At 63.7% G+C, this 25,392-nt stretch carries 19 protein-coding genes; 14 read left to right on the forward strand and 5 right to left on the reverse strand.

Annotation, left to right across the window (positions count from 1 at the left end; all coding sequences use genetic code 11):
• Window positions 1-141 precede the first annotated feature (141 nt).
• The gene (locus tag ACVJGD_RS43860) at window positions 142-1,224 is read left to right on the forward strand and encodes an isocitrate/isopropylmalate dehydrogenase family protein (RefSeq protein ID WP_456639897.1); all 1,083 of its coding nucleotides are present in this window, start codon (window positions 142-144) and stop codon (window positions 1,222-1,224) included.
• A 270-nt stretch (window positions 1,225-1,494) separates the two neighbouring features.
• On the opposite strand, the gene ACVJGD_RS43865 is transcribed toward ACVJGD_RS43860, so the two are convergent.
• Window positions 1,495-1,890: a helix-turn-helix domain-containing protein gene (locus ACVJGD_RS43865; protein WP_130222530.1), complete on the reverse strand. Its 396-nt coding sequence runs from the start codon at window positions 1,888-1,890 to the stop codon at window positions 1,495-1,497.
• A 380-nt stretch (window positions 1,891-2,270) separates the two neighbouring features.
• Between ACVJGD_RS43865 and ACVJGD_RS43870 the strand changes: the two genes are divergently transcribed.
• Window positions 2,271-2,741, forward strand: a complete 471-nt coding sequence (locus ACVJGD_RS43870; protein WP_456639898.1) for a hypothetical protein — start codon at window positions 2,271-2,273, stop codon at window positions 2,739-2,741.
• Between the two features lie 6 nt (window positions 2,742-2,747).
• Here the strand turns inward: ACVJGD_RS43870 and ACVJGD_RS43875 are convergent, their stop codons facing one another.
• Window positions 2,748-4,070 (reverse strand): dicarboxylate/amino acid:cation symporter, encoded by a 1,323-nt coding sequence (locus ACVJGD_RS43875; protein ID WP_456639899.1) that lies wholly within the window; start codon window positions 4,068-4,070, stop codon window positions 2,748-2,750.
• 237 nt (window positions 4,071-4,307) lie between these two features.
• On the opposite strand from ACVJGD_RS43875, the gene ACVJGD_RS43880 reads away from it, so the two are divergent.
• The 3 genes from ACVJGD_RS43880 to ACVJGD_RS43890 all read left to right on the forward strand — a co-directional run bounded on the left by ACVJGD_RS43880 (window position 4,308) and on the right by ACVJGD_RS43890 (window position 7,218).
• Window positions 4,308-5,306 carry a TRAP transporter substrate-binding protein gene (locus ACVJGD_RS43880; protein WP_456639900.1) on the forward strand — a complete coding sequence of 333 codons (999 nt, stop codon included), beginning with the start codon at window positions 4,308-4,310 and terminating at the stop codon, window positions 5,304-5,306.
• 80 nt (window positions 5,307-5,386) lie between these two features.
• A complete protein-coding gene (locus ACVJGD_RS43885; RefSeq protein ID WP_456639901.1) occupies window positions 5,387-5,902 on the forward strand; it encodes a TRAP transporter small permease in 516 nt (171 codons plus the stop codon).
• Window positions 5,899-7,218: a TRAP transporter large permease gene (locus ACVJGD_RS43890; protein ID WP_456639902.1), complete on the forward strand. Its 1,320-nt coding sequence runs from the start codon at window positions 5,899-5,901 to the stop codon at window positions 7,216-7,218. The genes ACVJGD_RS43885 and ACVJGD_RS43890 overlap by 4 nt, the downstream gene beginning before the upstream one ends.
• A 51-nt stretch (window positions 7,219-7,269) precedes the next feature.
• Here ACVJGD_RS43890 and ACVJGD_RS43895 read toward each other — a convergent pair whose 3' ends face one another.
• Window positions 7,270-8,544 (reverse strand): serine hydrolase domain-containing protein, encoded by a 1,275-nt coding sequence (locus ACVJGD_RS43895; protein WP_456639903.1) that lies wholly within the window; start codon window positions 8,542-8,544, stop codon window positions 7,270-7,272.
• A 135-nt stretch (window positions 8,545-8,679) separates the two neighbouring features.
• Here ACVJGD_RS43895 and ACVJGD_RS43900 point away from each other — a divergent pair, with 135 nt between their 5' ends.
• The 7 genes from ACVJGD_RS43900 (at window position 8,680) to ACVJGD_RS43930 (ending at window position 18,460) form a co-directional block, all read left to right on the forward strand.
• A complete protein-coding gene (locus ACVJGD_RS43900) occupies window positions 8,680-9,603 on the forward strand; it encodes an intradiol ring-cleavage dioxygenase (RefSeq protein ID WP_456639904.1) in 924 nt (307 codons plus the stop codon).
• A gap of 468 nt (window positions 9,604-10,071) precedes the next feature.
• Window positions 10,072-11,391 carry an ABC transporter substrate-binding protein gene (locus tag ACVJGD_RS43905; protein WP_456639905.1) on the forward strand — a complete coding sequence of 440 codons (1,320 nt, stop codon included), beginning with the start codon at window positions 10,072-10,074 and terminating at the stop codon, window positions 11,389-11,391.
• Between the two features lie 62 nt (window positions 11,392-11,453).
• Complete coding sequence (ntrB, locus tag ACVJGD_RS43910) at window positions 11,454-12,353, forward strand: nitrate ABC transporter permease (protein WP_456639906.1); 900 nt, start codon at window positions 11,454-11,456, stop codon at window positions 12,351-12,353.
• An 11-nt stretch (window positions 12,354-12,364) separates the two neighbouring features.
• Window positions 12,365-13,159 (forward strand): ABC transporter ATP-binding protein, encoded by a 795-nt coding sequence (locus tag ACVJGD_RS43915; RefSeq protein ID WP_456639907.1) that lies wholly within the window; start codon window positions 12,365-12,367, stop codon window positions 13,157-13,159.
• A gap of 166 nt (window positions 13,160-13,325) precedes the next feature.
• Complete coding sequence (locus ACVJGD_RS43920; RefSeq protein ID WP_456639908.1) at window positions 13,326-14,534, forward strand: NAD(P)/FAD-dependent oxidoreductase; 1,209 nt, start codon at window positions 13,326-13,328, stop codon at window positions 14,532-14,534.
• Window positions 14,531-17,230: a nitrate reductase gene (locus ACVJGD_RS43925; RefSeq protein ID WP_456639909.1), complete on the forward strand. Its 2,700-nt coding sequence runs from the start codon at window positions 14,531-14,533 to the stop codon at window positions 17,228-17,230. Before ACVJGD_RS43920 ends, ACVJGD_RS43925 begins: the two co-directional genes overlap by 4 nt.
• 327 nt (window positions 17,231-17,557) lie before the next feature.
• Window positions 17,558-18,460, forward strand: a complete 903-nt coding sequence (locus ACVJGD_RS43930) for an SMP-30/gluconolactonase/LRE family protein (protein WP_456639910.1) — start codon at window positions 17,558-17,560, stop codon at window positions 18,458-18,460.
• A gap of 142 nt (window positions 18,461-18,602) precedes the next feature.
• On the opposite strand, the gene ACVJGD_RS43935 is transcribed toward ACVJGD_RS43930, so the two are convergent.
• Both ACVJGD_RS43935 and ACVJGD_RS43940 read right to left on the reverse strand, forming a co-directional pair.
• The gene (locus ACVJGD_RS43935; protein ID WP_456639911.1) at window positions 18,603-19,532 is read right to left on the reverse strand and encodes a response regulator; all 930 of its coding nucleotides are present in this window, start codon (window positions 19,530-19,532) and stop codon (window positions 18,603-18,605) included.
• Window positions 19,522-22,890 (reverse strand): hybrid sensor histidine kinase/response regulator, encoded by a 3,369-nt coding sequence (locus ACVJGD_RS43940; protein WP_456639912.1) that lies wholly within the window; start codon window positions 22,888-22,890, stop codon window positions 19,522-19,524. The genes ACVJGD_RS43935 and ACVJGD_RS43940 overlap by 11 nt, the downstream gene beginning before the upstream one ends.
• Window positions 22,891-23,076: 186 nt before the next feature.
• On the opposite strand from ACVJGD_RS43940, the gene urtA reads away from it, so the two are divergent.
• Together urtA and urtB are read left to right on the forward strand one after the other, a co-directional pair.
• Window positions 23,077-24,339: an urea ABC transporter substrate-binding protein gene (gene urtA, locus ACVJGD_RS43945; protein ID WP_456639913.1), complete on the forward strand. Its 1,263-nt coding sequence runs from the start codon at window positions 23,077-23,079 to the stop codon at window positions 24,337-24,339.
• 114 nt (window positions 24,340-24,453) lie between these two features.
• Window positions 24,454-25,380 (forward strand): urea ABC transporter permease subunit UrtB, encoded by a 927-nt coding sequence (gene urtB, locus ACVJGD_RS43950; protein WP_456639914.1) that lies wholly within the window; start codon window positions 24,454-24,456, stop codon window positions 25,378-25,380.
• Window positions 25,381-25,392 lie beyond the last annotated feature (12 nt).

Below are 25,392 nucleotides of genomic sequence, written 5' to 3' on the forward strand. Positions count from 1 at the left end.
CCGTCACTGTACTCTGCCGTCATGCCCGGGCTTGTCCCGGGCATCCACGTCTTACTGTCGATCAGCGAAGAACGTGGATGGCCGGGACAGGCCCGGCCATGACGAGTTAAAAAACTTCCATCGCCTCGAATGGAAAATCCCATGTCCGCAAACAACGCGTTCCACATCGCCGTGCTCGGCGGCGACGGCATCGGTCCGGAGGTGATGGCGCCGGCACTCGAGGTGTTGCGCAAGATCGAGGCGACGACGGAGCTTCGATTCCGCTTCACCGAGGCGCCTGCGGGCGCCAACCACTACAGACAGACCGGCACCTCGATGCCGGAATCGACGGTCAGGCTGTGCGAGCAGGCGGATGCGATCCTGCTTGGCGCCTGCGGCCTGCCGTCGGTGCGTTACCCCGACAACACCGAGATCGCGCCGCAGATCGAATTGCGCTTCCATTTCGATCTCTATGCCGGCGTGCGGCCTGCGCGGCTGATTCCGGGCGTGCCAAGCCCGATCGTCGGCGCGGAGCAGCGCGGCATCGATTTCGTCGTGATCAGGGAATCGACCGAAGGCCTGTTCGCCTCGATGGGCAAGGGCGTCGTCACCGAGGATGAGGCGCGCGAGACCATGGTGATCACGCGCAGGACCTCCGAGCGCCTGTTCGAGTTCTCGTTCCGCCTCGCCGAGCGCCGCAAGGCGCGGCGCCGCGTCGGCGGCGGGCTGACCTGCGTCGACAAGGCGAACGTGTTCAAGGCCTTTGCGTTCTTCCGCGGGATCTTCGACGAGACGGCAAAACGGCATCCGGACGTCAGGGCCGACCATCTCTATATCGATGCCTGCTCGGCGCTCATGGTGAAGCGTCCATGGGATTTCGACGTGCTGGTGACGGAGAACATGTTCGGCGACATCCTGTCCGACCTTGCTGCCGGCGTGATCGGCGGCATGGGCATGGCGCCGTCGGCCGACATCGGCGACCGCTACGCGGTGTTTCAGCCTTGCCACGGCACCGCGCCCGATATCATGGGGCAGGGCAAGGCCAACCCGACTGCGATGATCCTCTCGATCGCGATGATGCTGGACTGGCTTGCCGACAAGCATGGGCTGGAGAGCGCGGCAGAGGCTGGCGAGCGGATCGAGCGCGCCGTCGACAAGGCCTATGCCGGCGGCATCAAGCCGATCGAATTCGGCGGCAGCAACGGAACCGCCGACATCGCCAAGGCCGTGCTGGCGCTGCTGTAGTTTCAAACCCGCGAGAAGAGAGGCCCTCAGGCCCTGACGATCGCGCGACCAATTGTCGCTCTAGGTACCGATGCTCGACCAAACGAGTCTTCGCGCATCGCATTGAGATCCGCGATCTCAAAAGCAAAAAGCGCCGCCATCTCGATGGCAGCGCTTCAGCAGAGCTTCGATCCGAACCAACGCGTAGCCCGGTGCAGACTTACGCCACGGCTCGACCCGCTTGCGCGGATCGGTGCGGTCCGCGCCATGAAACGGAGAAGGGCCGACCGCTCAGCCTTCGTTCGCGGCGATCGACTCCATCAAGGACACCAGTTGACGTTGAACCGTCTGGTCCTTGATCTTGCTGTAGGCCCGCAGCAACCTCAGGCTGAAAGCGCTGTCGAGGAACAGGAGGCTTTCGACCTCGCGCGACTTGTTGTCGCCGTCATAGAAGAACGTGACAGGCACGTCGAGCGCGGCAGCGATCTGCTGAAGGCGAGCAGCGCCGACGCGGTTCACGCCCTTCTCGTACTTCTGGACCTGCTGGAAGCTGACGCCGAGCTTCTCGCCCAGCTCCGCTTGCGAGATCTTTTGCTCCACACGCCGCAGGCGAATCCGCTTACCCAACTCAATGTCGGGCTTGCCGGCACTGCGTTGCTTCATCTTCTTTGCTGCTGATCTGTTCATTCTGGTTACCCGTCCTTCAAATCGGGAGGCCCTGCGCAGATTGGTCAGGGATTCGTCCATACTTCCGCGTTAACTTTGTCCGGATCGTGAGTTCGTCTGGCGAACCACGGCATTCCAAGCAGACTGTCGAATGGTAGCCAAACGCCACGCGCTTTGGAAGTACCCGGATACCGACGCTGTCGGACTACCTAAAGTCGTCAACGCCCGGGTCATCTTGCGATATCCCGCAATGTACATTTGGCAAAATATTGGACAAACCACAACTACTACGGGTTCAATCGACACAGATTTTGGACGCATGCTTACTACCTCGCCTCTGCATACGTCGTTCTACACCCCGTACTTGTACGGCCCCTGAACGGCTCGGATTTCGCGGAAAATTGACAGGGAGCAGCGTCGCCGCGCGCCCGGCCCGCGCTTTAGAACGAAAACAGAGGACCAATCACCCGCTGGACAATTTCGCAAAATTTCTGGATCATCTGCCTATTCACGCGCCCGACCACCAGCAGGCTTTTGTGGAGAGGCCCATGAAGCGAAGAACTGAAACGCCGCGGATCTACCTCGCAAGTTCGGGAGCGGAAGAAATGCCGGTTGCCCATACCGAAGAACGGTTGCTCTCGCTGCTTGCGACGCTTGAGGAGTGCAGGGACTTCCTCACGGACAAGGCAAGTCCGGAAACGGCGCGTTTGCTGTCGCTGGCCATCCTCGAACTCAGGATGGAACTGCATCAGGTCACCGACGCCGAACTCAAGGCGCTGTGCGATCTGATGACTCCGGAAGAGCGGCCGCCTCAGGAAGTTAGGTCGGTCTCCGGCAGGCCGCTGCCGCCCTACCTGAAACTGGTCAAATAGCGGCGATCAGCCCGCCGTCACATCGACCACTTCGGCGCCATCAAGTACGTGGCGCGCTTTCACGCGGTCGAGATCGCCCTCCCACGCCGCCACCACGACCGTCGCAACGCAGTTGCCGATCAGGTTGCCGAGCGCGCGCGCCATCCCGATGAACCAGTCGACCGACAGCACCAGCACGAGGCCGATGGCGGGAATGGTCGGCACCGCGTTCAGCGTCGCCGCCAGGATCACGATCGCCGAGCCCGGCACGCCGTGCGCACCCTTCGACGTGATCAGGGATATGCCGAGCACCAGCAGGAGATCGCCGAACGACAGCGGTGTGTTGGTCGCCTGCGCGATGAACACCACGGCCAGCGTGAGATAGATCGAAAAGGCGTCGAGGTTGAACGAATAGCCGGTCGGGATCACGAGCCCGACGACGGAGTCCTTGACGCCCAATCGCTCCAGCTTGCGCATGATCTGCGGCAGCACCGCGTCCGAAGAGGCGGTGGCAAGCACGATCGTCAATTCCTCGCGCATGTAGCCCAGGAATTTGAGGATGTTGATGCCGGCCAGGGCCATCACGCCGCCGAGCACGCCGAACACGAAGATCGCAACCGAAACGTAGAACAGCGCGACCAGCGACACCAGTTGCTTGAGCGAGCCGACGCCGTATTTGCCGACCGTATAGGCTACTGCGCCAAGCACGCCGAGCGGCGCCACGCGCACGATCAGCCCCATCGCGCGGAACAGCACCGCCGACACCGCGTCGATCATGGAGGTGACCTTCTCGCCCTTTTCGCCGCCGACCAGCGCCAGGCTGACGCCGAAGATCACCGCGAAGAACAGCACCTGCAGCACGTCGTTGCGCGACAGCGCGTCGAAGGAGGTGGTCGGAATGATGTTCAAGAGGAAAGCACCGATACCGCCGCCCTGCAGCTTGTGGGCGTTGTCGGCATAGGTGTTGAGCGCCTTGGCATCGAGCGTTGCGGTGTCGATGTTCATGCCATGGCCGGGCCCGAACAGATAGGCCAGCAGCAGGCCGACGACGAGTGCGATCGTCGTCATCACCTCGAAATAGACCAGCGCCTTGACGCCGACGCGACCGACCTTCTTGAGATCGCCGGCGCCGGCAATGCCGTGCACGACCACGCAAAACACGATCGGCGCCACGATCATCGAGATCAGCTTGAGGAATGCGTCGCTGAAGATCTTCAGCCCGATCGCGAAGTCGGGAACGGTCACACCCAGCGCGATGCCGAGGATCAGCGCGGCAAGCACCTGGACAAAGAGGGACGCATATAGCGGCTTGCGGGCTTCAGTGGCGGCCGTTGCTGTCATGGTCGACATGGCGTGTTCCCCATAGGTTTCGTCCATTCGTAGCAACTTGCGTGCCAAAACGTCGCAGGCGAACCCGCTTTCGAGCGAAGCGGGTCGGTGGGGCGGAACATTGGGCTGGATTGGGCGCGCTCCAGGTCTCGCTTCCATCGCCGCATTCTTTTGCATACGCTTCGAGATCGCCGCCGCATCGTCGGCGGCACCCACGACCCCGGTTAACAGGGGCGGGGCATCACAGGGAGGGAGACGATGAAGCGAAGATCCGTGCTCGCCGGACTTGGCGCTACGGCCGTTGTCGGCACATTCGGCACGCCGTCAATTCTCAGAGGACAAACGCCCGTCTCGCTGAATGGCGCGGTGCAGTTCAATGACGATCACGCGTTCACCAAGGCGCTGGTGCGATTCCAGGAGCTTGTGCAGAAATACTACGGCAAGCCGGTCAATTTCACGCTGCACAAGAACTCGTCGCTGGGCCTCGAAAAGCAGTATTTCGAATACATGTCGCAGGGCAAGGCCGTCGACTACGCGATCGTCTCGCCGGCCCACATGTCGACCTTCGCCAAGGCCGCGCCCTTCATCGATGCTCCCTTCGTGTTCAAGGGCATCGAGCACATGAACAAGGTCGTTGAACAGAATATCCTGGCGCCGATCGCCGATGAAGTGTCGAAGAAGGCCGAGGTTGTTCTGGTCGGCTACGCAGGCGGCGGCGTCCGCAACATCTTCGCCAACAAGCCGCTGAAGACGCTTGCCGACATCAAGGGTCTCAAGATCCGCGTGCAAGGCGCGCCGATATGGTCGAAGACGTTCGCTGCCGCCGGCATGAGCCCGACGGTCATCGCCTATAATGAGGTCTACAATGCGATCCAGAACGGCGTGATCGCGGCCGGCGAGAACGAGGCGGCAGGGGTCGAGGCGATGAAGTTCTACGAAGTCGCGCCACACCTCAGCCTGACGCAGCATGCGGTGTCGATCCGGCCGATCTGTTTCTCCGTGAAGACGCTCAAGACCCTGCCCAAGGAGCTGCAGGACGCGATCTTCAAGGCTGGCAAGGAGGCCGGCGATTTCGGCCGGCAGCTCGAATCGAGCGAAGAAGTCGTCAAGCTCGATGCGTTGGAGAAGGCAGGCAAGCTGAAGCGCATACCGTTCGAGGAACGCGACGCCATGAAGAAGCTTGCTGATCCCGTGATCGCGACCTACGCGAAGGAAATCGGTGCCGAAGGCATCTTTGAAAAAATCAACGTCGCGTAAGCCGCCAAGCCATTGAATGAGATGTCGGGGCAAGCCTCGTTGCTTGCCGCGGGCACGACTGAGACCGCGGGGGGGGGCCAATGACCGGAATGCCGCTGACAACCAGGCCAAGCTTGTGGCGTCGCGTCACGGCCGGCTACGCGAAACTGCTGGAAATCCTGCTGGCGGCGTGTGTCGGCATCCTGATCGTCCCTGTCACGCTGCAGGTGATCTCGCGCTACACGCCGTTCATCCCGTCCTATATCTGGACCGAGGAGATGGCGCGGTTCCTGTTCATCTGGACCATCATGATCGGCGCGATGGTCGGTGTCAGGGAGGCGCTGCATTTCGAGGTCGACGTGTGGCCGGACCTGCCGCGACGGGCCGAGGCCGCGGTGCGGATCCTTGCGCGTCTGGGCATCCTGGGGCTGGCGCTCGTGTTTGTATGGGCGGGGTTCGAGTTCACGCAGTTTGCCTGGAACAGGACATCGGAATTGGCGGAGTTGCCGCTCTGGCTCATTCACGTTGCCTGGCCGGTGGCGGGCGTCACCTGGATCGTGTTCGCCGGCGAGCAGATCATCGATGAGGCGCGCATCCTGTTTGGAGCCGCGCGATGAGCGGAAACATCCTTTCCGCCGGACAGGCCGCTCTGATCTTGTTTGGCGGCTTCATCGCCCTGTTGATCGTGCGCGTGCCGGTCGCTTTCGCGCTCGGCCTTGCCTGTCTGCCCATCCTTCTGATCGAGCCGCGCCTGTCGGCGATGACGCTGGCCCAGGAGACCTTCAACGCCTACAACTCGTTCATCCTGCTCGCGGTGCCGTTTTTCCTTTTGACCGCGAACCTGATGAGCATCGGCGGCATCACGGACCGGCTGGTTGCGCTGTCCCGCTCGATGGTTGGGCATTGGCCGGGATCGCTGGCGCAGATCAACGTCGTGCTGTCGGTGTTCTTTGCCGGTATCTCGGGTTCTTCGACCGCGGATGCGGCGAGCCAGTCGAAAATCTTCATCGATGCCCAGACCAAGGAGGGGTACGACCTCTCCTTCTCCATTGCGATTACGGCGGTCTCGGCGGTGCTTGCCGTCGTCATCCCGCCGTCGATCCTGATGATCGTGTGGGGCGGGCTGATCTCCACCTCGATCGCCGCGATGTATCTGGCGGGCATCGTGCCCGGACTATTGATCGCGGGCGCGCAGATGCTGACCGTGCATGTCTATGCGGTGCGCCGCGGCTATCCGACCTATCCGAAGGACGGCTGGGCGGATTTCGCACGCGCCGTCTGGCGGTCGTTGCCGGCATTGACGACGCCGTTCATCATCGTGGGCGGCATTCTGCTCGGCTGGTTCACGGCAACCGAGTCCGCTTGCATCGCGGTGCTCTATTCCATGGCGCTGTCGACGTTCTTCTACCGCGAGACTGGCCGGCGCGAATTGTACAAGGCGCTGCTCGACACCGGGCGTCTGGCCGCAGTCGCGCTGTTTTGCGTCGGCACCGCCAGCGCATTCGGCTGGCTGCTGGCCTATTACAGGATCCCGCAGGAACTGCTGGCCAACGTCTCGACCTGGGGCATGGGGCCGATTGCGGCTGGCTTCTTCATCTCCTTCTGCTTCCTTGTCGTGGGCTGCTTCCTTGACGCGATTCCGGCAATCGTGATCGTCGGCACCGTTCTGGAGCCGCTGGCAAGATCGGTCGATCTGCATCCGGTGCAGTTTGCGATCATCTCGATCGTCTCGCTGGCGTTCGGGCTGGTGACGCCGCCATATGGATTATGCCTGATGATCGCCTGCGCCGTTGCCGGCGTCCGGCTGCGCTATGCTCTGAAGGACACCGTGATCATGCTGGTGCCGATGCTGATCGTGCTGGCGTCGCTCATCATCTGGCCGGGCGTGTCGCTGTTTCTGCCGCGCCTGATCGTTCCGGAGATGCTGAAATAGCCTTGATCCACTCCGCGGCGCCGAGAATCTGCGCCGCGGAATCTCCTGATGTCAGAGATTGCTGTCGGTGATCGCGGCGTAGACCATCGTGCGCAGCTCGCGCCGGAGCGGGTAGGCGCTGGAGGGAAGCACCTGCGTCATGAAGATCGTGATCAGCTCTTCCGCCGGGTCGATCCAGAATGACGTGGTTGCAGCGCCGCCCCAATTGTATTCGCCGGGGCTGCCGGCGATCAGCGTCTGCGCCGGGTTCATGGTCACGGCAAAGCCGAGGCCGAAGCCGATGCCGTTATAGGCCGCCTCCGAGAACAGCGAGCGCGACAGCGCCGGCAGGTCGACATTGCCGGGCAGGTGGTTCGACGTCATCAGCTTCAGTGTCTTCGGCCCGATCAGCCGCACGCCGCCGAGTTCGCCGCCATTGAGCAGCGCGCGGCAGAAGGTGAGATAGTCGGCGGTCGTCGAGCACAATCCGCCGCCGCCAGAGATCAGCGAGGGCGGCGAAAGGAACGAGCTGGTGGTTGGGTCGTCCTGCAGCGTCAGCCCGCCCTTGCGGTCGGCGGCGTGGAACGTCATGCCGCCTTGCGGGTCGGCGGAATAGCAGGCCGCGAGACGATGCGCCTTGTCTGCCGGCACGAAGAAATCGGTATCGTTCATGCCGAGCGGGTTGAAGATGCGCTCCTTCAGGAACTGCTCGAACGGGATGCCGCTGATCTTGCCGACGAGATAGCCGATCACGTCGGTGGCGACCGAGTAATTCCAGGCTTCGCCCGGCGAGAATTCCAGCGGGATCTTGGCGAGGTCCTCGATCATGCTGTCGAGCGTGCCGGCCTTGACGACCTCGCCGATCTTCTTCTCGCGATAGGCGGCATCGACATTGGAGCGCTGCTGGAAGCCGTAGGTGAGCCCCGACGTGTGCCGCAGCAGGTCGACGATCAGCATCGGCCGCGACAGCGGCCTGGTCAGGAATGCCGGCGCGGTGCCGGCCTGGAACACGCCGAGGTTCTTCCATTCCGGGATATATTTGTGCACGGGCTCGTCGAGCGCGACGCGGCCTTCCTCCACCAGCATCATGAAGGCGACCGAAGTGATCGGCTTGGTCATGGAGTAGATGCGGTAGATGGTGTCGTCCTTCACCGGCACCTTGCGCTCGACATCGGCAAAGCCCTGCACGGTCGAATGCACCACCTTGCCGCGGCGATAGACCAGAAGCTGGGTGCCCGGAAAGCGGCCGGCCTCGATGTAGCGCCGCTTCAGATGGTCTTCGAGGCGGTCGAGCGCCGCCTGTGACATGCCGGCGGATTCGGGGGAAGCGGGGGTGGGGGCTAGCATCGCTCTTCTCCGGTTCTGAGACAGGCCTTGATAGCCGAAAAGTGTCCAGTGTTCCAATCACCCGGCGCTTACCCCGCCGTGGGCCGTCGTGTAGGCTGAAGCCAAGCGATACCGATTTCGCAAGGGACGGAAACAATGCCTCAATTCAACGACACCGAACTGACCGCTGCCGTCATCCAGAGTTTCGAGGAAACGCCGAGCCCGCGGGCCAAATTCCTGCTTCAGGAATTGGTGAAGTCGCTGCACGACTATGTCCGCCGCACCGACCTCACGTTCGAGGAATGGGAATATGCGATCGATTTCCTGACCCGTACCGGTCACAAATGCACCGACATCCGCCAGGAGTTCATCCTGCTCTCCGACGTGCTCGGCGTCTCCATGCTGGTCGATGCCGTCAACCACCGTGACCGCGACGGCGCCACCGAGACCACGGTGCTCGGTCCGTTCTATGTCGGCGAGCACAAGGTGACGCCGCATGGCACTGATATCTCGGCAACGCTGCCGGGCGAGCGGCTGTACGTGCAGGCCCGCGTCACCGATCTCGACGGCAAGCCGGTCGCGGGCGCGCCGGTCGACGTCTGGCATGCCGACGACGATGGCTTCTACGATTCACAGAAGCCGAGCTATGCGACGCAGGGTCCGTCGTCGCGGGCGCGCTTCATCACCGGCGATGATGGCCGTTTCCATTTCCGCACCATCCTGCCCTGCAGCTATCCGATCCCGACCGACGGCCCGGTCGGCGAGATGATCATGCAGACGCGTCGTCATCCGATGCGGCCCGCGCATATCCATTTCCTGGTCGCGGCCCAGGGCTATGAGCCGCTGATCACCCACGTCTTCATGGAGGGCGACAAATATCTCGACTCCGACGTGGTGTTCGGCGTCAAGGACGAGCTGGTCGCCAGGATCGAGAAGCGCACCGATCCTGTCATGCCCGACGGCACGAAGACCAGCGAGCCGTGGCACCTGATGACCTACGACTTCCGCATCAAGCCCGGCGAGGGAACCCCGCCGGCGCCGCTCGGTGTGAAGGTCGAGGAGGTCGCCGAAAACGCTTAGTAGTTGGTCCCGTCGGTCGTCCCGCGAGCTCACTCTGACCTCTCCCGCTTGCGGGGGAGGTCGGCGCGCCAGCGCCGGGTGGGGGCTCTTTCCCCACGGATGGTCCCATCGTGGAGGCGCTCTCACCCCGGCCCTCTCCCGCAAGCGGGAGAGGGGGCCTAGTGGTCTGCTCAATTCTTGTGCGACGCACAAAGATTGAGCGAATCGCAAACTTTGGCGGCGGAACCGGGCGAGCTGCGCTGACTGATGCGACTCGCAACTCATTCTATTTCTTAGAATTTTTCCAAAATATCGGCTTGGCACGAAGCTTGAATGGCCATGCTGCGACGCCATTGAAGCCGTCCCTCGAAACCAATCATCCGAATTGTGACACCGCCAGACTGGGGCCTCCCCAGAACGCGACCCCGTGCGCTTTCGGGGCAGTGCCACAAGCGGACGGGCATTCAGACGCAAAGGACATTTGCACCTATGACGAAGCCGACCAAAGAGACCTCCCGCCATGGCGTCAGCCGCCGCCAGATTTTGAAGGCGGCAAGCGGAACGGCCGCATTGCTGGCCGCGGCGAAATTGAATTTCCCGGCCGGCGCGTTCGCACAAGGCGCAGGCCCCGAGGTGAAGGGCGCCAAGCTCGGCTTCATCGCGCTCAGCGACGCCGGTCCGCTGTTCGTCGCCAAGGACAAGGGCATCTTCGCCAAATACGGCATGCCCGATGTCGACGTGCAGAAGCAGGCCTCATGGGGCACGACACGTGACAATCTCGTGCTCGGCTCCGAAGGCAACGGCATCGATGGCGCGCATATCCTCACCCCGATGCCCTACCTGATCTCCGCCGGCAAGGTGACGCAGAACAACCAGCCGACGCCGATGTACATCCTGGCGCGGCTCAATCTCGACAGCCAGTGCATCTCGGTCGCCGGCGAATATGCCGATCTCAAACTCGGCGTCGATGCGACGCCGTTCAAGGCGGCGCTGGAAAAGAAGAAGGCCTCCGGCAAGGCCGTGAAGGCGGCCATGACCTTCCCGGGCGGCACCCATGATCTCTGGATCCGCTATTGGCTCGCGGCGGGCGGCATCGATCCCGACAAGGACATCGAGACCATCGTTGTCCCGCCGCCGCAGATGGTCGCCAACATGAAGGTCGGCACCATGGATTGCTTTTGCGTCGGCGAGCCCTGGAATTTGCAGTTGATCCACCAGCGCATCGGCTACACCGCCGTCACCACCGGGGAAATCTGGAACAAGCATCCGGAAAAGTCGTTCGGCATGCGCGCGGCCTTCGTCGACAAATATCCGAAAGCCGCCAAGGCGCTGCTGATGGCGGTGATGGAAGCCCAGCAATGGTCCGACAAGGCGGAGAACAAGCAGGAACTCGCTTCGATCATGGGCAAACGGCAATGGATGAATTGCCCGGTCGAGGACGTCTATGACCGCAGCGCCGGCAAGTTCGACTATGGCATCCCCGGCAAGGTGGTCGAGAACTCGCCGCACATCATGAAATATTGGCGCGATTTCGCGTCCTATCCGTTCCAGAGCCACGATCTCTGGTTCCTCACGGAAGACATCCGCTGGGGCAAATATGAAGCGGGCTTCGACACCAAGGCGCTGATCGCCAAGGTCAATCGCGAAGATATGTGGCGCGAGGCAGCCAAGGAAATGGGCGTGCCCGCGTCCGAAATTCCGACCTCGACCTCGCGCGGCAAGGAGACCTTCTTCGACGGCAAGGTGTTCGATCCCGAGAATCCGTCGGCCTATCTGAAGTCGCTGTCCATCAAGCGTGTTGACGTCTGATCCGCGCAGCTCCGCGCCCGTCTGCGCGTGGCCTGCCACCTGAACACGGAGAGAGATTTTCGATGTCTATGCCTGCAGTGAAAACCGACGCCGCCGTGTCGACGGCGCTTCCGGTCGCCTCGGCGCCGGTCGTGACCATGACGCCGAAGCGTGCGCCGCAGTCCGAGAAATACGTCAAGATGGCGAGGGAAGCTGCGGCGCGCGTGGTGCCGCCGCTGATCGTCGTCGCGCTCCTGCTCGTGGTCTGGGAGCTGATCTGCCGGCGCGCCGGCTCGACGCTGCCGCCGCCTTCGCGCGTGTTCAGCGACACCAGGGAACTGATCTTCGATCCGTTCTTCGACAATGGCGGCATCGACAAGGGCCTGTTCTGGCATCTGTCGGCGAGCCTGCAGCGCGTCGCCTACGGCTATTCGATTGCCGCGGTCGTCGGCGTCGCGCTCGGCACGCTGGTCGGACAATCGGTATGGGCGATGCGCGGGCTAGATCCCTTGTTCCAGGTCTTGCGCACCATTCCGCCGCTCGCCTGGCTGCCGCTGTCGCTCGCCGCGTTCCGCGACGGCCAGCCGTCGGCGATCTTCGTGATCTTCATCACCTCGGTATGGCCGATCATCATCAACACCGCGGTCGGCATCCGGAATATCCCGCAGGATTACCGCAACGTCGCCGCGGTGGTGCAGCTCAATCCGCTGGAGTTCTTCGCCAAGATCATGATCCCGGCGGCTGCGCCTTACATCTTCACGGGCCTGCGCATCGGCATCGGCCTGTCCTGGCTTGCGATCGTCGCAGCAGAAATGCTGATCGGCGGCGTCGGCATCGGCTTCTTCATCTGGGACGCCTGGAATTCCTCGCACATCAGCGAAATCATCCTGGCGCTGTTCTATGTCGGCATCATCGGCTTCGTGCTCGACCGCCTGATCGCGGGACTGGCGAAGTTCGTGACCCACGGCACCGCCGTGAACTGAAGGGAAATGTCATGCAGGCCTATCTGAAGCTCGACCACATCGACAAGACCTTCACCCGCGGCAATGCCACGACCGAAGTGTTGAAGGACATCAACCTGACGATCAACAAGGGCGAATACGTCTCTATCATCGGCCATTCCGGCTGCGGCAAGTCCACGCTGCTCAACATCGTGGCTGGCCTGACCGGCGCCACCAATGGCGGCGTGCTCTTGGAGAACCGCGAGGTCAACTCGCCCGGTCCGGATCGCGCGGTGGTGTTCCAGAACCACAGCCTGCTGCCGTGGCTGACGGTCTACGAGAACGTCAAGCTTGGTGTCGACAAGGTGTTCGCCAAGACCAAGACGCGGGCGGAGCGCGACGCCTGGGTGATGCACAATCTCAACCTCGTGCAGATGGCGCATGCCAAGGACAAACGCCCCAACGAAATCTCCGGCGGCATGAAGCAGCGCGTCGGCATCGCCCGCGCGCTCGCCATGGAGCCGAAGGTGCTGCTGCTCGACGAGCCCTTCGGCGCGCTCGACGCGCTGACCCGCGCGCATCTGCAGGATTCAGTGATGGCGCTGCACCAGAAGCTCGGCAACACCATCCTGATGATCACCCACGACGTCGACGAGGCCGTGCTTCTATCGGACCGCATCGTCATGATGACCAATGGCCCGAGCGCGCGGATCGGCGAGGTGCTGGACGTGCCGCTGGCGCGGCCTCGCAAGCGGCTCGAACTCGCGACCAGCGCCGGCTACCTCAAGTGCCGGCAGCGGGTGCTCGAATTCCTCTACGAGCGGCATCGCTTCGTCGAGGCGGCGTGATGAAATCAGGCCGGACTGCATCCGCGACGAATGCTGCGCCCCCCCTCCCGCTTGCGGGAGAGGGTTGGGGTGAGGGTGCTTCCGCATTGGGATTCCCTGAGGGGAGAGAGCCCTCACCCGCTGCGCCAAGGGCGCAGCGACTTCTCCCGCAAGCGGGAGAGGTGAAGTGAGCGAACCGCTGGTCATTGTCGGCAACGGGATGGCGGCTGCGCGCCTGGTCGATGAGTTGTCGAAGGTGGCGCTCGGGCGCTACGCCATCGCGGTGATCGGCAGCGAGCCGCGGCTGGCCTATAACCGCGTGCTGCTGTCCTCGGTCCTCGCCGGCGAGACCACCTCGGAGGATATCGAGCTGCAGCCGGCATCGTGGTGGCGCGACCGCGGCGTCACGCTGAAATATGGCTGCATCGCCACCGAGATCGACGTCGGCCGCCGCGAGCTGAAGATTGCGGGCGAAGAGAGCATCGCGTACTCGAAGCTGGTCTTGACCACCGGCTCCTCGGCGCTGCGACTGAACGTGCCGGGCGCCGATCTTGCCGGCGTGCATACGTTCCGCGACAGCCGCGACGTCGACCTGTTGCTCGCGCTCGCCGCGCGCAAGACGCGGGTGGTCGTGATCGGCGGCGGATTGCTCGGGCTTGAGGCCGCCTATGGGCTTGCGAAGGCCGGGGCGCCGGTGACGCTGGTGCACCTGATGGACCGGCTGATGGAGCGCCAACTCGACGCACCGGCAGGTGCGCTCCTGAAATCGCTGGTCGAGAGCAAGGGCATCGAGATCCTGCTCGAGGCCAGCACCGCGCGCATTCACGGGCAAGATCGCGTCGAAGGCGTCGCGCTTGCGGATGGACGGCTGATCGAGGCGGACGCCGTGATCTTCGCCGCCGGTATCCGGCCGAACATCGCGCTGGCAAAGGAAGCCGGCATTGCCGTCAATCGCGGCATCGTGGTTGACGATGGCTTGCAGACCAGCGCGGAAGGCGTGTTCGCGATCGGCGAATGCGCCGAGCACCGCGGCATCTGCTACGGCCTGGTCGAGCCGGCCTATGAGCAGGCGCGCGCGTTGGCGCGGCATCTTGCCGGGCAGGATGTCGCCTATGCCGGCAGCATCGTGGCAACCAATTTGAAAGTGTCCGGTGTCAGCGTGTTTTCCGCCGGCGATTTCATCGGCGCCGAAGGCAGCGAGAGCATCGTGTTCACCGACGTTAACCACGGCACCTACAAGAAGCTGGTAATCTCCGACGGGCTGCTGACCGGCGCGGTGTTGATCGGCGACACCACCGATGCGCTCTGGTATCTCGACCTGATCCGCAGCGGCAGGCCGGTCGCGAAGATTCGAGGCGACATGATGTTCGGTCGTTCGCTGGCCGAGGCGGCATGAGCGCCGATCCCGCCCTCCATGCCGTCAAGACCACCTGCGCCTATTGCGGCGTCGGCTGCGGCGTGCTGGCGACGCCTGACGGCAAGGGCGGCGCCGCGATAGCCGGCGATCCCGATCATCCCGCCAATTTCGGACGGCTGTGCTCGAAGGGCTCCGCGCTCGGCGAGACGCTGGGGCTGGCGAACCGGCTGCTCCATCCGATGATCCGCTGCGACAAGGGGATGGAGCGCATCGCCTGGAGCGACGCGCTCGACCATGTCGCGCATCGCTTCAAGCACATCATCGCGCGCGACGGCCCCGGCGCGGTCGCGTTCTATCTCTCGGGCCAGTTGCTGACGGAGGATTATTACGTCGCCAACAAGCTGATGAAGGGCTTCATCGGCAGCGCCAATGTCGATACCAATTCGCGGCTGTGCATGTCGTCCTCGGTGGCCGGCCACCGCCGCGCCTTCGGCGCCGACACCGTACCCGGCTGTTACGAGGATCTCGAACAGGCCGACCTCTTGGTGCTGGTCGGCTCCAACGCCGCCTGGTGCCATCCGGTGCTGTTCCAGCGCATGCTCGCGGGCAAGCAGCAGCGCGGCGCGCGCATCGTGGTGATCGATCCGCGCCGCACCGATACCGCTGGCGACGCCGATCTGTTCCTCGGCTTGAAGCCCGGTACCGACACTGCGCTGTTCTGCGGCCTGCTGGTGCATCTCGCTGACGCCGGCGCGCTCGACCACGGTTATATCGAGAGCCACACGAGCGGCTTCGATGAGGCGCTTGCGCGCGCCCGCGGCATGGCCGGCAGTGTCGGCGCCACTGCGCTCGCCACCGGTCTGTCGGAACAGGACGTCGCGGCCTTCTTCAAGCTGTTCGCCAACACGCCGCGCGTGGTCACCTTGTATTCGCAAGGCGTCAACCAGTCGGCGCAGGGCACCGACAAGGTCAACGCCATCCTGAACTGCCACCTCGGCACCGGCCGCATCGGCAAGATCGGCGCCTCGCCGTTCTCGCTGACGGGACAACCCAATGCCATGGGCGGGCGCGAAGTCGGCGGGCTCGCCAATCAGCTCGCGGCGCACATGGTGTTCACGCCGCCGGATATCGACCGCGTCCGCAGATTCTGGAAGGCGCCGCGCATCGCCACGCACGAGGGCCTGAAGGCCGTGCAGATGTTTGAGGCGATCGGGCGCGGCGAGATCAAGGCGTTGTGGGTGATGGGCACCAACCCGGCGGTGTCACTGCCGAACGCCGACGCCGCACGCGAGGCGCTGAAGAAGCTCGAATTGTTCGTGGTGTCGGAGAACGTGCTCTCCAACGACACCGTCGCCACAGGCCCGCATGTGCTGTTCCCGGCGCAGGCGTGGGGCGAGAAATCCGGAACGGTCACCAATTCCGAGCGCCGCATCTCGCGCCAGCGCGCCTTCCTGGAGTCTCCGGGTGAGGCGCAGCCGGACTGGTGGATACTTTGCGAGGTCGCGAGGCGCCTCGGCTTTGGCGCGGCGTTCGACTTCAAGTCCGCGGCGGATGTCTTCCGTGAGCACGCGGCTCTGTCGGCGTTCGAGAACAACGGCATCAGAGATTTCGATATCGGCGCGCTGACGTCGCTGTCGGACGAAGCTTTTGACGCAATGGCGCCAGTGCAATGGCCTGTGCGGCAGGAGGCGTCGCCGCAGCCACGCTTCTTCGCCGAAGGCGGCTTCTTCGCCAACGATCGCAAGGCGCGCTTCATCGCGCCGGAGATTCCAGCGCTGCGGAGCGAGACCACGCCGGCGCGGCCGTTGCGGCTCAACACCGGCCGCATCCGAGACCAGTGGCACACGATGACGCGTACCGGCGCGAGCCCGAGGCTCGGCCAGCATCTGCCCGAGCCGTTCGTCGAGGTGCATCCGGACGATGCGCTGCGCTACGGTGTCACCGACGGCAGCTTTGCTCGCGTCACCACCGACTACGGGCAATGCACGCTGCGCGTCGTCGTCAGCGAGCGCCAGCAGCGCGGCATGCTGTTCGCGCCGATCCACTGGAGCGAGGCCACCGCGACCGGCGCCCGCGTCGGCTCGCTGGTCGCGCCCTTCACCGATCCGTTCTCCGGCCAGCCCGAGAACAAGGCGACGCCCGCGTCGATCGCGCCCTACGAATACGTGTTCCGCGGTTTTGCCTTGTCGCGCCAGCCTCTGCAATTGCCTGCTCATGCCTGGGTCGCACACGTTGCGGTCAATGGCGGTCACGGTTACCTGTTCGCTGACAATGCCGACCTGTTGGGCTGGCAGCTTTGGCTCCGGATGCACACCGAAGGCGATCTCGCCGAATACAAGGATTTCGGCGGCGGCATCTATCGCGGCGCCTCCTTCAGCGCTGGCCATATCGAGACCTGTCTGTTCATCGGCCCCGCTGATGATGCCGGCGACTGGAACGTGGTGAAGAGTCTGTTCGCCGCCGATGCGCTCGGTGACGAGCAGCGCCGCATGCTGCTCTCGGGCAAATCGGCCGACGGCCTCGCCAATGCCGGCCCGATCGTCTGCGCCTGCTTCGGCGTCGGCCGCGCCACGATCTGCGACGCGATCGCCGCCGGCGCGACTTCTCCGGCCGAGATCGGCGCGAAGCTCAACGCCGGCACCAATTGCGGCTCATGCATTCCCGAACTCAAGCGTCTGATAGCGCAGACCGATGCTTCGGGTGATGAGCCGCCCCGCCTGACAGCAACGAACTGAGTAGCCAACCCCTCATGGTGAGGAGCGCGTAGCGCGTCTCGAACCATGAGGCCCCGATCTCGCCCGCGGCCCATCCTTCGAGACGCCGCTGCGCGGCTCCTCAGGATGAGGTCGGAAAACGGGGTTGGCAGGCTATCCCTCATGGTGAGGAGCGCGTAGCGCGTCTCGAACCATGAGGCCCCGCTGGCGCCCGCGGCCCATCCTTCGAGACGACCGCTGCGCGGTCTCCTCAGGATGAGGTCTGAGTGCGATGCAGGTGTGAGGGGAGACACCGGTGCGCAGGTCCTCTATGGTGCCGCCCGTTCCGTCAACGGGTGAACCAAGAAAATGATGTACCTGGAAACGCCGCCAAAACTGATCGAGACCACGATCTTCTCCGCCATGCCGGACGAATTCCGGCGTGGGCAGTCGACCGAATGGGCCGATGCCAATCGCCCGGGTCAACCAACCGATTGCTTCATCGAAGGCCCGTCCTTCGATGCCGACGGCAATCTCTACATCGTCGACATTCCCTTCGGCCGCATCTTCAAGATTTCGCCAGACAAGAAATGGTCGCTTGCCGTCGAATATCAGGGATGGCCGAACGGGTTGAAGATCGATTCCAGGGGGCGGATCTTCGTCGCCGATTACCGGCACGGCATCATGGAGTTTGATACGCGAGCAGGGCGGATGTATCAGGTGCTGACCTCGCGCAATTCGGAGTCGTTCCGCGGCTGTAACGATCTGCACATCGCCACGAGCGGCGACATCTATTTCACCGACCAGGGCCAGACCGGCCTGCACGATCCGAGCGGACGGGTCTATCGCCTGCGCGCGAGCGGCCAGCTCGACTGCCTGATCCATACCGGCGTCAGCCCCAACGGGCTGGTGCTCGATCCGCACGAGGCGGTGCTGTTCGTCGCGATGACGCGCGACAACGCGGTGTGGCGCGCGCCGTTCATGAGGGACGGCAGCGTGTCGAAGGTCGGCCGCTTCTGCTCGATGTTCGGCCCCGGCGGTCCGGACGGGATCACGATGGACAAGGCCGGCCGTCTGTTCGTCGCCCATGTCTCGCTCGGCCACGTCTTCGTGTTCGCGCCGTCAGGCGAACTGATCGCCCGCATCAAGTCCTGCGCCGGGAATGCCGTCACCAACGTCGCAATCGGCGGCGAGAACCGCGACCGGCTCTACATCACGGAGTCCGCGACGGGCAGCGTTCTCGTGGCTGATATCAGTGTACTCGATCGTTGATACACCCGGGCTGCATCCTTCGAGACGCCGCTGTGCGGCTCCTCAGGATGAGGTCTGACAAAGGACAATGCTGTTAGACCCTCATGGTGAGGAGCGCGCAGCGCGTCTCGAACCATGAGGCCGGGACAGCGACAAGAGCGCCTCACGACTTCCTGTTCTTCGCATTCACCGCGATCGCCGCCGCGGCGGTGCGGTTCTCCACCCCGAGCTTGGAATAGATCTGCTCCAGGTGCTTGTCGACCGTGCGTGGGCTGAGGCCAAGGATCTGCGCGATGTCGCGGTTGGTCTTGCCCTTGGAGAGCCATGACAGCACCTCGCCCTCGCGCGTGGTGAGGCCGAGCTCGCTGGAGAACTCCGCGGGCATGTCGGCGCTGGTGTCTTTGGCGAGCCGCAGCAGGAATTCGTTGGTGCCAAGCTTGCCCATATATTGCAGCCGCAATTGCTCGTTGCCGGGAAACGACGCCATGGTCGTGGTCTTCGCGGCTGTCTTGCCGTTCTGCGCCTGCGCCAGCCATTGCGGGATCGGCTCAGGCAGCACGACGTCGTCATCGCCGTCTGCCGCCAGCGTGTCCGAGAGCAGCTTTTGCGCCTGTGGCGTCGCCCACAGGATCTTGCCGTGGTCGTTGACCGCGAGCAGGTAGCGGCCGGAGACGTCGAGTGCGGCGCGCGCGCTCTGCGTCAGCCGCGCATTGGCAAGATGGACGCGGATGCGCGCCAGCATTTCCTCCACCACGATCGGCTTCGTCACATAGTCCACGCCGCCGGCCTCCAATCCGCGCACGATGTGCTCGGTCTCGGCGAGACCCGTCATGAAGATGATCGGCACATTGTCGAGCCCGGCATCGCGCTTCAGCCGGCGGCAGGTCTCGAAGCCGTCGATGCCGGGCATGACGGCGTCGAGCAGCACGATGTCAGGCGTGATCTGGTCGACGATCCGCATCGCGGACGCGCCGTCGAGCGCCACCATCACCGTCATGCCGGCGCCGTCGAGCGCGTCGGTCAGGAGCCGCAGCGTCTCCGGCGAGTCGTCGACGACGAGCGCGACATCGCGCTTTTTGCTTTCAATGGTCATAACTGTACAGCGTCTTCAGGGTCGCCATGTACTGGTCGAGGTCGAAGCGATCGACCAGCGAGCGCATCTGTGAGACGAAATCCGCATGCTCGGGAAATTCAGTTCCGATCTCATCGAGCTTGAGCTGGATCGCCCTGATGTAGCCCAGTTGCCCGAGGCCGATCAGTTCCTCGATATATTTTACCGGCGGCCGCGAGCCGCTCTCCGGCCGCCACTGCGGCGCGGGCACCTCGTCGGCATCGTGCTGCCATTCGAGCTTGAGCAGCAGGCGGATGGTCTCTAACAGGCGCGGAATATCGATCGGCTTCATCAGGTAGCCGTCATGGAACGGTTGCGCGAGCGGGGCACCATGCGCCTCCAGCGCGCTCGCCGAGATCATCAGGATGCGCGCCTGGTGATGGCCGGTCGAGCGCAGCGCCTCCGCCACGGTCCAGCCGTCCATGCCCGGCATGGAGATGTCGAGCAGGAACAGGTCAGGCCGGCAGTGCTGCGCGAGCGCCAGACAGCCGGGACCATCGGGCGCGCTGAGCAGGATGAAGCCGAGCGGCGCGAGCACTTCGCGCAGCAGGTCGCGATGCGTCGGATCGTCGTCGGTGATCAGGATCGTCTTGCGCGGTCCATGATAGCCATAGACCGGCGCATCGCTCGGCGCGCTCCGCCGCGGGTTGGTGACCTCGGACAGCAATATCTTGACGCGGAACGTGCTGCCGTTGCCGACGGTGCTGATCACCTTGATGTCGCCGCCCATCACGCCCGCCAGCAGCCGGCTGATGGTCAGGCCAAGGCCGGTGCCGGTCTGCGGCTGGGATACGCCGAGCGCGCCGCGCTCAAACGGCGCGAAGATGCGCTCGAGATCGTCAGGCTGGATGCCGGGGCCGGTGTCGATCACCTCGAATTCGGCGACCGGGCTGCGATAGTGCACCACGAATTGCACGTGGCCGGCTTGCGTGAACTTGATCGCGTTCGACAGCAGGTTGATCAGGATCTGCCGCAGCCGCTTCTCGTCGGCATAGACCACGACCGGCAGCACGGCCGGCCGCTTGAACACGAAGTCGATGCCTTTCGCGGCCGCCTGCAGGCGGAACATGCCGACGAGCTGGTCTAGGAAGTCGTTGAGGCGGACCTCGTCGCGCGAGAGATACAGCCGGCCGGCCTCGATCTTGGAAATATCGAGGATGCCGTCGATCAGTCCGGAGAGATGGTCGGCGCTGCGGCGGACCACGCGCACCTGTTCGCGCGGGCGCGTGTTCAGGCTGTTGTCCTGCTCCAGCAGTTGCGCATAGCCGGAGATCGCGTTCAGCGGCGAGCGCAATTCGTGGCTCAGGCCGACGACATAGCGGCTCTTGGCGAGATTGGCGGATTCGGCGACTTCCTTGGCGCGCTGCAGTTCGGCGTCGGTGCGCTTGTGGGCGTCGATCTCCTGGATCAGCAGCGCGGTCTGCCGCCTGGTCTCTTCCTCCGCCGCGCGCCGGCTCTGCTGCGCCAGCACGAACAGCCAAGCGACCACGCCGATGATGATGGTCAGCGCGAAGAAGACTTTCCACAGCACGTCCGACAACAGGTCGCCGGCTTGCACGGTCGCCGAGGTCTGCAGATAGATCAGGCCGAGCACCAGCCCGACCAGGCCCGCGGAGACCGCGAACACGCCGAGATAATGCCCGAGCTGCGAATTGATGCGGGCATAGATCGGCTGCGGCAGCAATTTGCCCAGCGTCTCCGACACCTGCGCCTGGATCCGCGCATGCGGCTTGCACAGGTCATGGCAGCGCGCGTCGAGCGAGCAGCACAGGGAGCAGATCGGGCCGGCATAGGCAGGGCAGGCGGCCATGTCTTCAGGTTCAAAGCAATGCTCGCAGATGCAACACTGGATCTGCTCGAGGTTCTGCCAGCTCCGCTTCGGCTTGCGCGCAATGTAGTATTTGCCGCCCGTTCCCCAGGCGATCAGGGGAGCCGCAACAAAGGCCACCGCGAGCGCGACGAAGGCGGAGAGTGCTTTCGCTGTCGGACCGAACACGCCGTAGAAGGCGCTGATCGAGACGATGGTCGCGATCAGCATTGCCCCGACGCCGACCGGATTGATGTCGCAGAGATGCGCGCGCTTGAACTCGATGTGCTGCGGGCGCAAGCCGAGCGGCTTGTTGATGACGAGATCGGCGACCAGCGCACCGACCCAGGCGATCGCGACGTTGGAATAGAGCGCGAGCGTCTGTTCCAGCGCCTTGTAGACGCCGATCTCCATCAACAGCAGCGCGACGATCACGTTGAAGACCAGCCAGACCACGCGGCCGGGATGGCTGTGGGTGAGGCGGGAGAAGAAGTTCGACCACGCGATCGAGCCGGCATAGGCGTTGGTGACGTTGATCTTCACCTGCGACAGGATCACGAACGTTCCCGTCAGCGCCAGCGCCAGATCCGGCTGCGACAGCACATAACGATAGGCTTCCAGATACATGTTCGCAGGCTCGGCGGCGTGCTCGGTGGAGACGCCGTGGCTCAGTGCGAAGAAGGCGAGGAACGATCCCGCCAGCAGCTTCAGCGCGCCCAGCACGATCCAGCCCGGCCCTGCGCTGAGCAGCGCGATCCACCACGCCCGCCGCGAGGTGCGCCGGTCGCGCGGCAGGAAGCGGAGGAAGTCGACCTGCTCGCCGATCTGCGCCACCAGCGAGAACACGACCGACGCGGCGGTGCCGAACAGCAGAAGATCGATCTGGCCGGACGGGTCGCCATGCTCGCCGGCGAAGTTGCGCCACTCGATGAAGGACCGCGGATGGGCATAGGCGATCGCGGCAAAGGGCAGGATGTGCAGCACGATCCACAGCGGCTGCGTCCACAATTGGAAGCGGCTGATCAGGGTGATGCCGTAGACCACCAGCGGGATGATCACGACGGCTGAGATGAGATAGCCGATCGGCCGTGGGATGCCGAAGCACATTTCGAGCGCGGTCGCCAGGATCACCGCCTCGATCGCAAAGAAGATGAAGGTGAAGGAGGCGTAGATCAGCGAGGTGATGGTGGAGCCGATATAGCCGAAGCCGGCGCCGCGGGTGAGCAGGTCGATGTCGATCCCGAACTTGGCGGCGTTATAGGCGATCGGCAGCCCGCAGCAGAAGATGATGGCGCTGACCACGAGGATGGCGGCGGTCGCGTTCATCGCGCCATAGTTCAGCGTGATGGTGCCGCCGATCGCTTCCAATGCCAGGAACGAGATCGCACCGAGCGCGGTGTTGGCGACTCGGGCGGCAGACCAGCGGCGCGCGCTCTTGGCTGTGAAGCGCAGCGCGTAATCTTCCAGCGTCTGGTTGGCAACCCACTGATTATACTGGCGCCTGACGCGGTCTATGCGCTGCCGCCCTGCCAATTCCCCACCTCCTGAGCCGACGGCGATCTCGCCCGGTAGTCCCGCTCGGTCCGCTCGCAAATCCCGTACCAGAACCTACGTCGCTATTTTGCGGTGCAGTATACGCAATCTTGCGTATCAGTGCGCTGCACAAAACTGGGCAATCCTCGCCTGACCAATAGGCGTTCTCGAACCAGTGGGGTGCTCATGTCAGACGAACAGAAACCGGGCCTGCGGTCGCCGCTTCGGCGCAAGCTACTGATGGGAATGGCGGCGCTGCCGGCCATCTCGATGCTTCCACGCGCCGCGTTCGCGGAGGCGCCGACAACCTCCGCGGTCAACACCACCGGGCTCGCCGTCACCGACAGCGAAGTGACCGTCGGCATCCTGCACTCCGTCACCGGCACCATGGCGATCTCGGAGACCGGATCGGTCGAAGCGGAAAAACTGGCAATCGAGCAGATCAATGCCGCCGGCGGCGTGCTCGGCCGCAAGATCAAGTTCATCCAGGAGGACGGCGCCAGCGACTGGCCGACCTTCGCCGAGAAGGCCAAGAAGCTCCTTGTCAACGACAAATGCGCTGCCGTGATGGGCTGCTGGACTTCCGCCTCGCGCAAGGCGGTGCTGCCGGTGTTCGAGCAGTATAACGGCATGCTCTACTATCCGACCTTCTACGAAGGCCTCGAGCAGTCCAAGAACGTGATCTATACCGGCCAGGAGGCGACGCAGCAGATCATCGCCGGCCTCGACTGGGTCAACAAGACCAAGGGTGCAAAGACCTTCTACCTGCTCGGCTCCGACTACATCTGGCCGCGCACCTCCAACAAGATCGCGCGCAAGCACATCGAGGGCCATCTGCAGAGCGCCAAGGTCGTCGGCGAGGAATACTTCCCGCTCGGCCACACCCAGTTCAACTCGGTCATCAACAAGATCAAGCTGACAAAACCCGACGTGATCTACGCCATCATCGTCGGCGGCTCCAACGTTGCCTTCTATAAGCAGCTCAAGGCGGCCGGCATCGACCTCTCCAAGCAGACGCTGCTGACGATCTCGGTCACCGAAGACGAGATCGACGGCATCGGCGGTGAGAACATCGCGGGCGCCTATGCCTGCATGAAATATTTCCAGTCGCTCGACAATCCCAACAACAAGGCCTTCGTCACAGCCTTCAAGAAGATGTGGGGCGAGAAGACCGTGATCGGCGACGTCACGCAGGCCGCCTATCTCGGCCCGTGGCTGTGGAAGCTGACCGTGGAGAAGGCCGGCTCCTTCGACATCGACAAGGTCGCGGCGGCATCTCCAGGCGTCGAGTTCAAGGGCGCGCCGGAAGGCTATGTCCGCATCCACGAGAACCATCACCTCTGGTCGAAGACGCGCGTCGGCCGCGCCAAGGCGGACGGTCAGTATGAATTGATCTACGAGACCGCCGATCTCGTCGAGCCCGATCCGTTCCCGAAGGGCTACCAGTGAGGACACGCCTCGGCTGAGGCCGCTTCTCAACTCTCATGACATCGGCGTGGGCCGTGGCCCGCGCCATCCAAGACGCACGCGCCACGCGCAGGCGCAGACTGCAGAGGACGGATCATGTTCGGTGACTATTCGCTTAGCGATCTCGGCGCCATCTTCGCCATGCAAGGCTTTGCCGGGCTGATCCTGTTCTCGGTCTATGTGCTGATGGCGCTGGGGCTCGCCATCATCTTCGGCCAGATGGGCGTCATCAACATGGCCCATGGCGAGTTCATGATCCTGGGCGCCTACGTCACCTGGATGACATCGAGCGCCTTCCAGCAATATCTGCCCTCGCTGTTTCCCGGCTATTTCTTCATCGCGATGTCGCTGGCGTTCATCGCCTCTGGCGCGCTCGGCATGCTGGTCGAATGGGCGCTGATACGCCATCTCTACAAGCGCCCGCTGGATACGCTGCTCGCGACCTGGGGGCTGAGCCTGATCCTGCAGCAGGCCTATCGCTCGGTATTCGGCGCGCGCGAGGTCGGCGTCGAACTGCCGGAATGGATGATGGGCTCCTGGCAGGCGACGGACGCGATCCAGATCCCGATCAACGGCATGTTCGTGATGGGGCTCACCGTGCTCATCACCATTGTGGTCGCCTATGTGCTGTTCTGGTCGCGCTGGGGCCGGCAGGTCCGCGCCGTCGTGCAGAACCGTGTGATGGCGGGCGCAGTCGGCATCAACACCGAGAAGGTCGACCGCTACACCTTCGGCCTCGGCTGCGGCATCGCCGGCATCGCAGGTTCTGCCTTCACCATGATCGGCTCCACCGGTCCGACCGCCGGCCAACTCTACATCGTCGATACCTTCCTGGTCGTTGTGTTCGGCGGCGCCGCTTCGCTGGTCGGCACCATCGCGTCCGCCTTCACCATCTCGCAGGCGCAGTCGACGATGGAGTTCTTCCTGTCAGGCTCGATGGCGAAGGTGCTGACGCTGCTTGCAATCGTCGCGATCCTGATGATGCGGCCGCAGGGACTGTTTGCACTCAAGGTCCGCAAATAAGAACAAGCAGGC

This window comes from Bradyrhizobium sp. USDA 10063 (assembly GCF_054063735.1).

Bases quoted from the DNA above. Each gene is read 5' to 3' on its own strand.
- ACVJGD_RS43860 (WP_456639897.1), top strand. From the start codon at position 142: ATGTCCGCAAACAACGCGTTCCACATCGCCGTGCTCGGCGGCGACGGC.
- ACVJGD_RS43865 (WP_130222530.1), bottom strand. From the start codon at position 1,890: ATGAACAGATCAGCAGCAAAGAAGATGAAGCAACGCAGTGCCGGCAAG.
- ACVJGD_RS43875 (WP_456639899.1), bottom strand. From the start codon at position 4,070: ATGTCGACCATGACAGCAACGGCCGCCACTGAAGCCCGCAAGCCGCTA.
- ACVJGD_RS43880 (WP_456639900.1), top strand. From the start codon at position 4,308: ATGAAGCGAAGATCCGTGCTCGCCGGACTTGGCGCTACGGCCGTTGTC.
- ACVJGD_RS43885 (WP_456639901.1), top strand. From the start codon at position 5,387: ATGACCGGAATGCCGCTGACAACCAGGCCAAGCTTGTGGCGTCGCGTC.
- ACVJGD_RS43890 (WP_456639902.1), top strand. From the start codon at position 5,899: ATGAGCGGAAACATCCTTTCCGCCGGACAGGCCGCTCTGATCTTGTTT.
- ACVJGD_RS43895 (WP_456639903.1), bottom strand. From the start codon at position 8,544: ATGCTAGCCCCCACCCCCGCTTCCCCCGAATCCGCCGGCATGTCACAG.
- ACVJGD_RS43900 (WP_456639904.1), top strand. From the start codon at position 8,680: ATGCCTCAATTCAACGACACCGAACTGACCGCTGCCGTCATCCAGAGT.
- ACVJGD_RS43905 (WP_456639905.1), top strand. From the start codon at position 10,072: ATGACGAAGCCGACCAAAGAGACCTCCCGCCATGGCGTCAGCCGCCGC.
- ntrB (WP_456639906.1), top strand. From the start codon at position 11,454: ATGTCTATGCCTGCAGTGAAAACCGACGCCGCCGTGTCGACGGCGCTT.
- ACVJGD_RS43915 (WP_456639907.1), top strand. From the start codon at position 12,365: ATGCAGGCCTATCTGAAGCTCGACCACATCGACAAGACCTTCACCCGC.
- ACVJGD_RS43925 (WP_456639909.1), top strand. From the start codon at position 14,531: ATGAGCGCCGATCCCGCCCTCCATGCCGTCAAGACCACCTGCGCCTAT.
- ACVJGD_RS43930 (WP_456639910.1), top strand. From the start codon at position 17,558: ATGATGTACCTGGAAACGCCGCCAAAACTGATCGAGACCACGATCTTC.
- ACVJGD_RS43935 (WP_456639911.1), bottom strand. From the start codon at position 19,532: ATGACCATTGAAAGCAAAAAGCGCGATGTCGCGCTCGTCGTCGACGAC.
- urtA (WP_456639913.1), top strand. From the start codon at position 23,077: ATGTCAGACGAACAGAAACCGGGCCTGCGGTCGCCGCTTCGGCGCAAG.
- urtB (WP_456639914.1), top strand. From the start codon at position 24,454: ATGTTCGGTGACTATTCGCTTAGCGATCTCGGCGCCATCTTCGCCATG.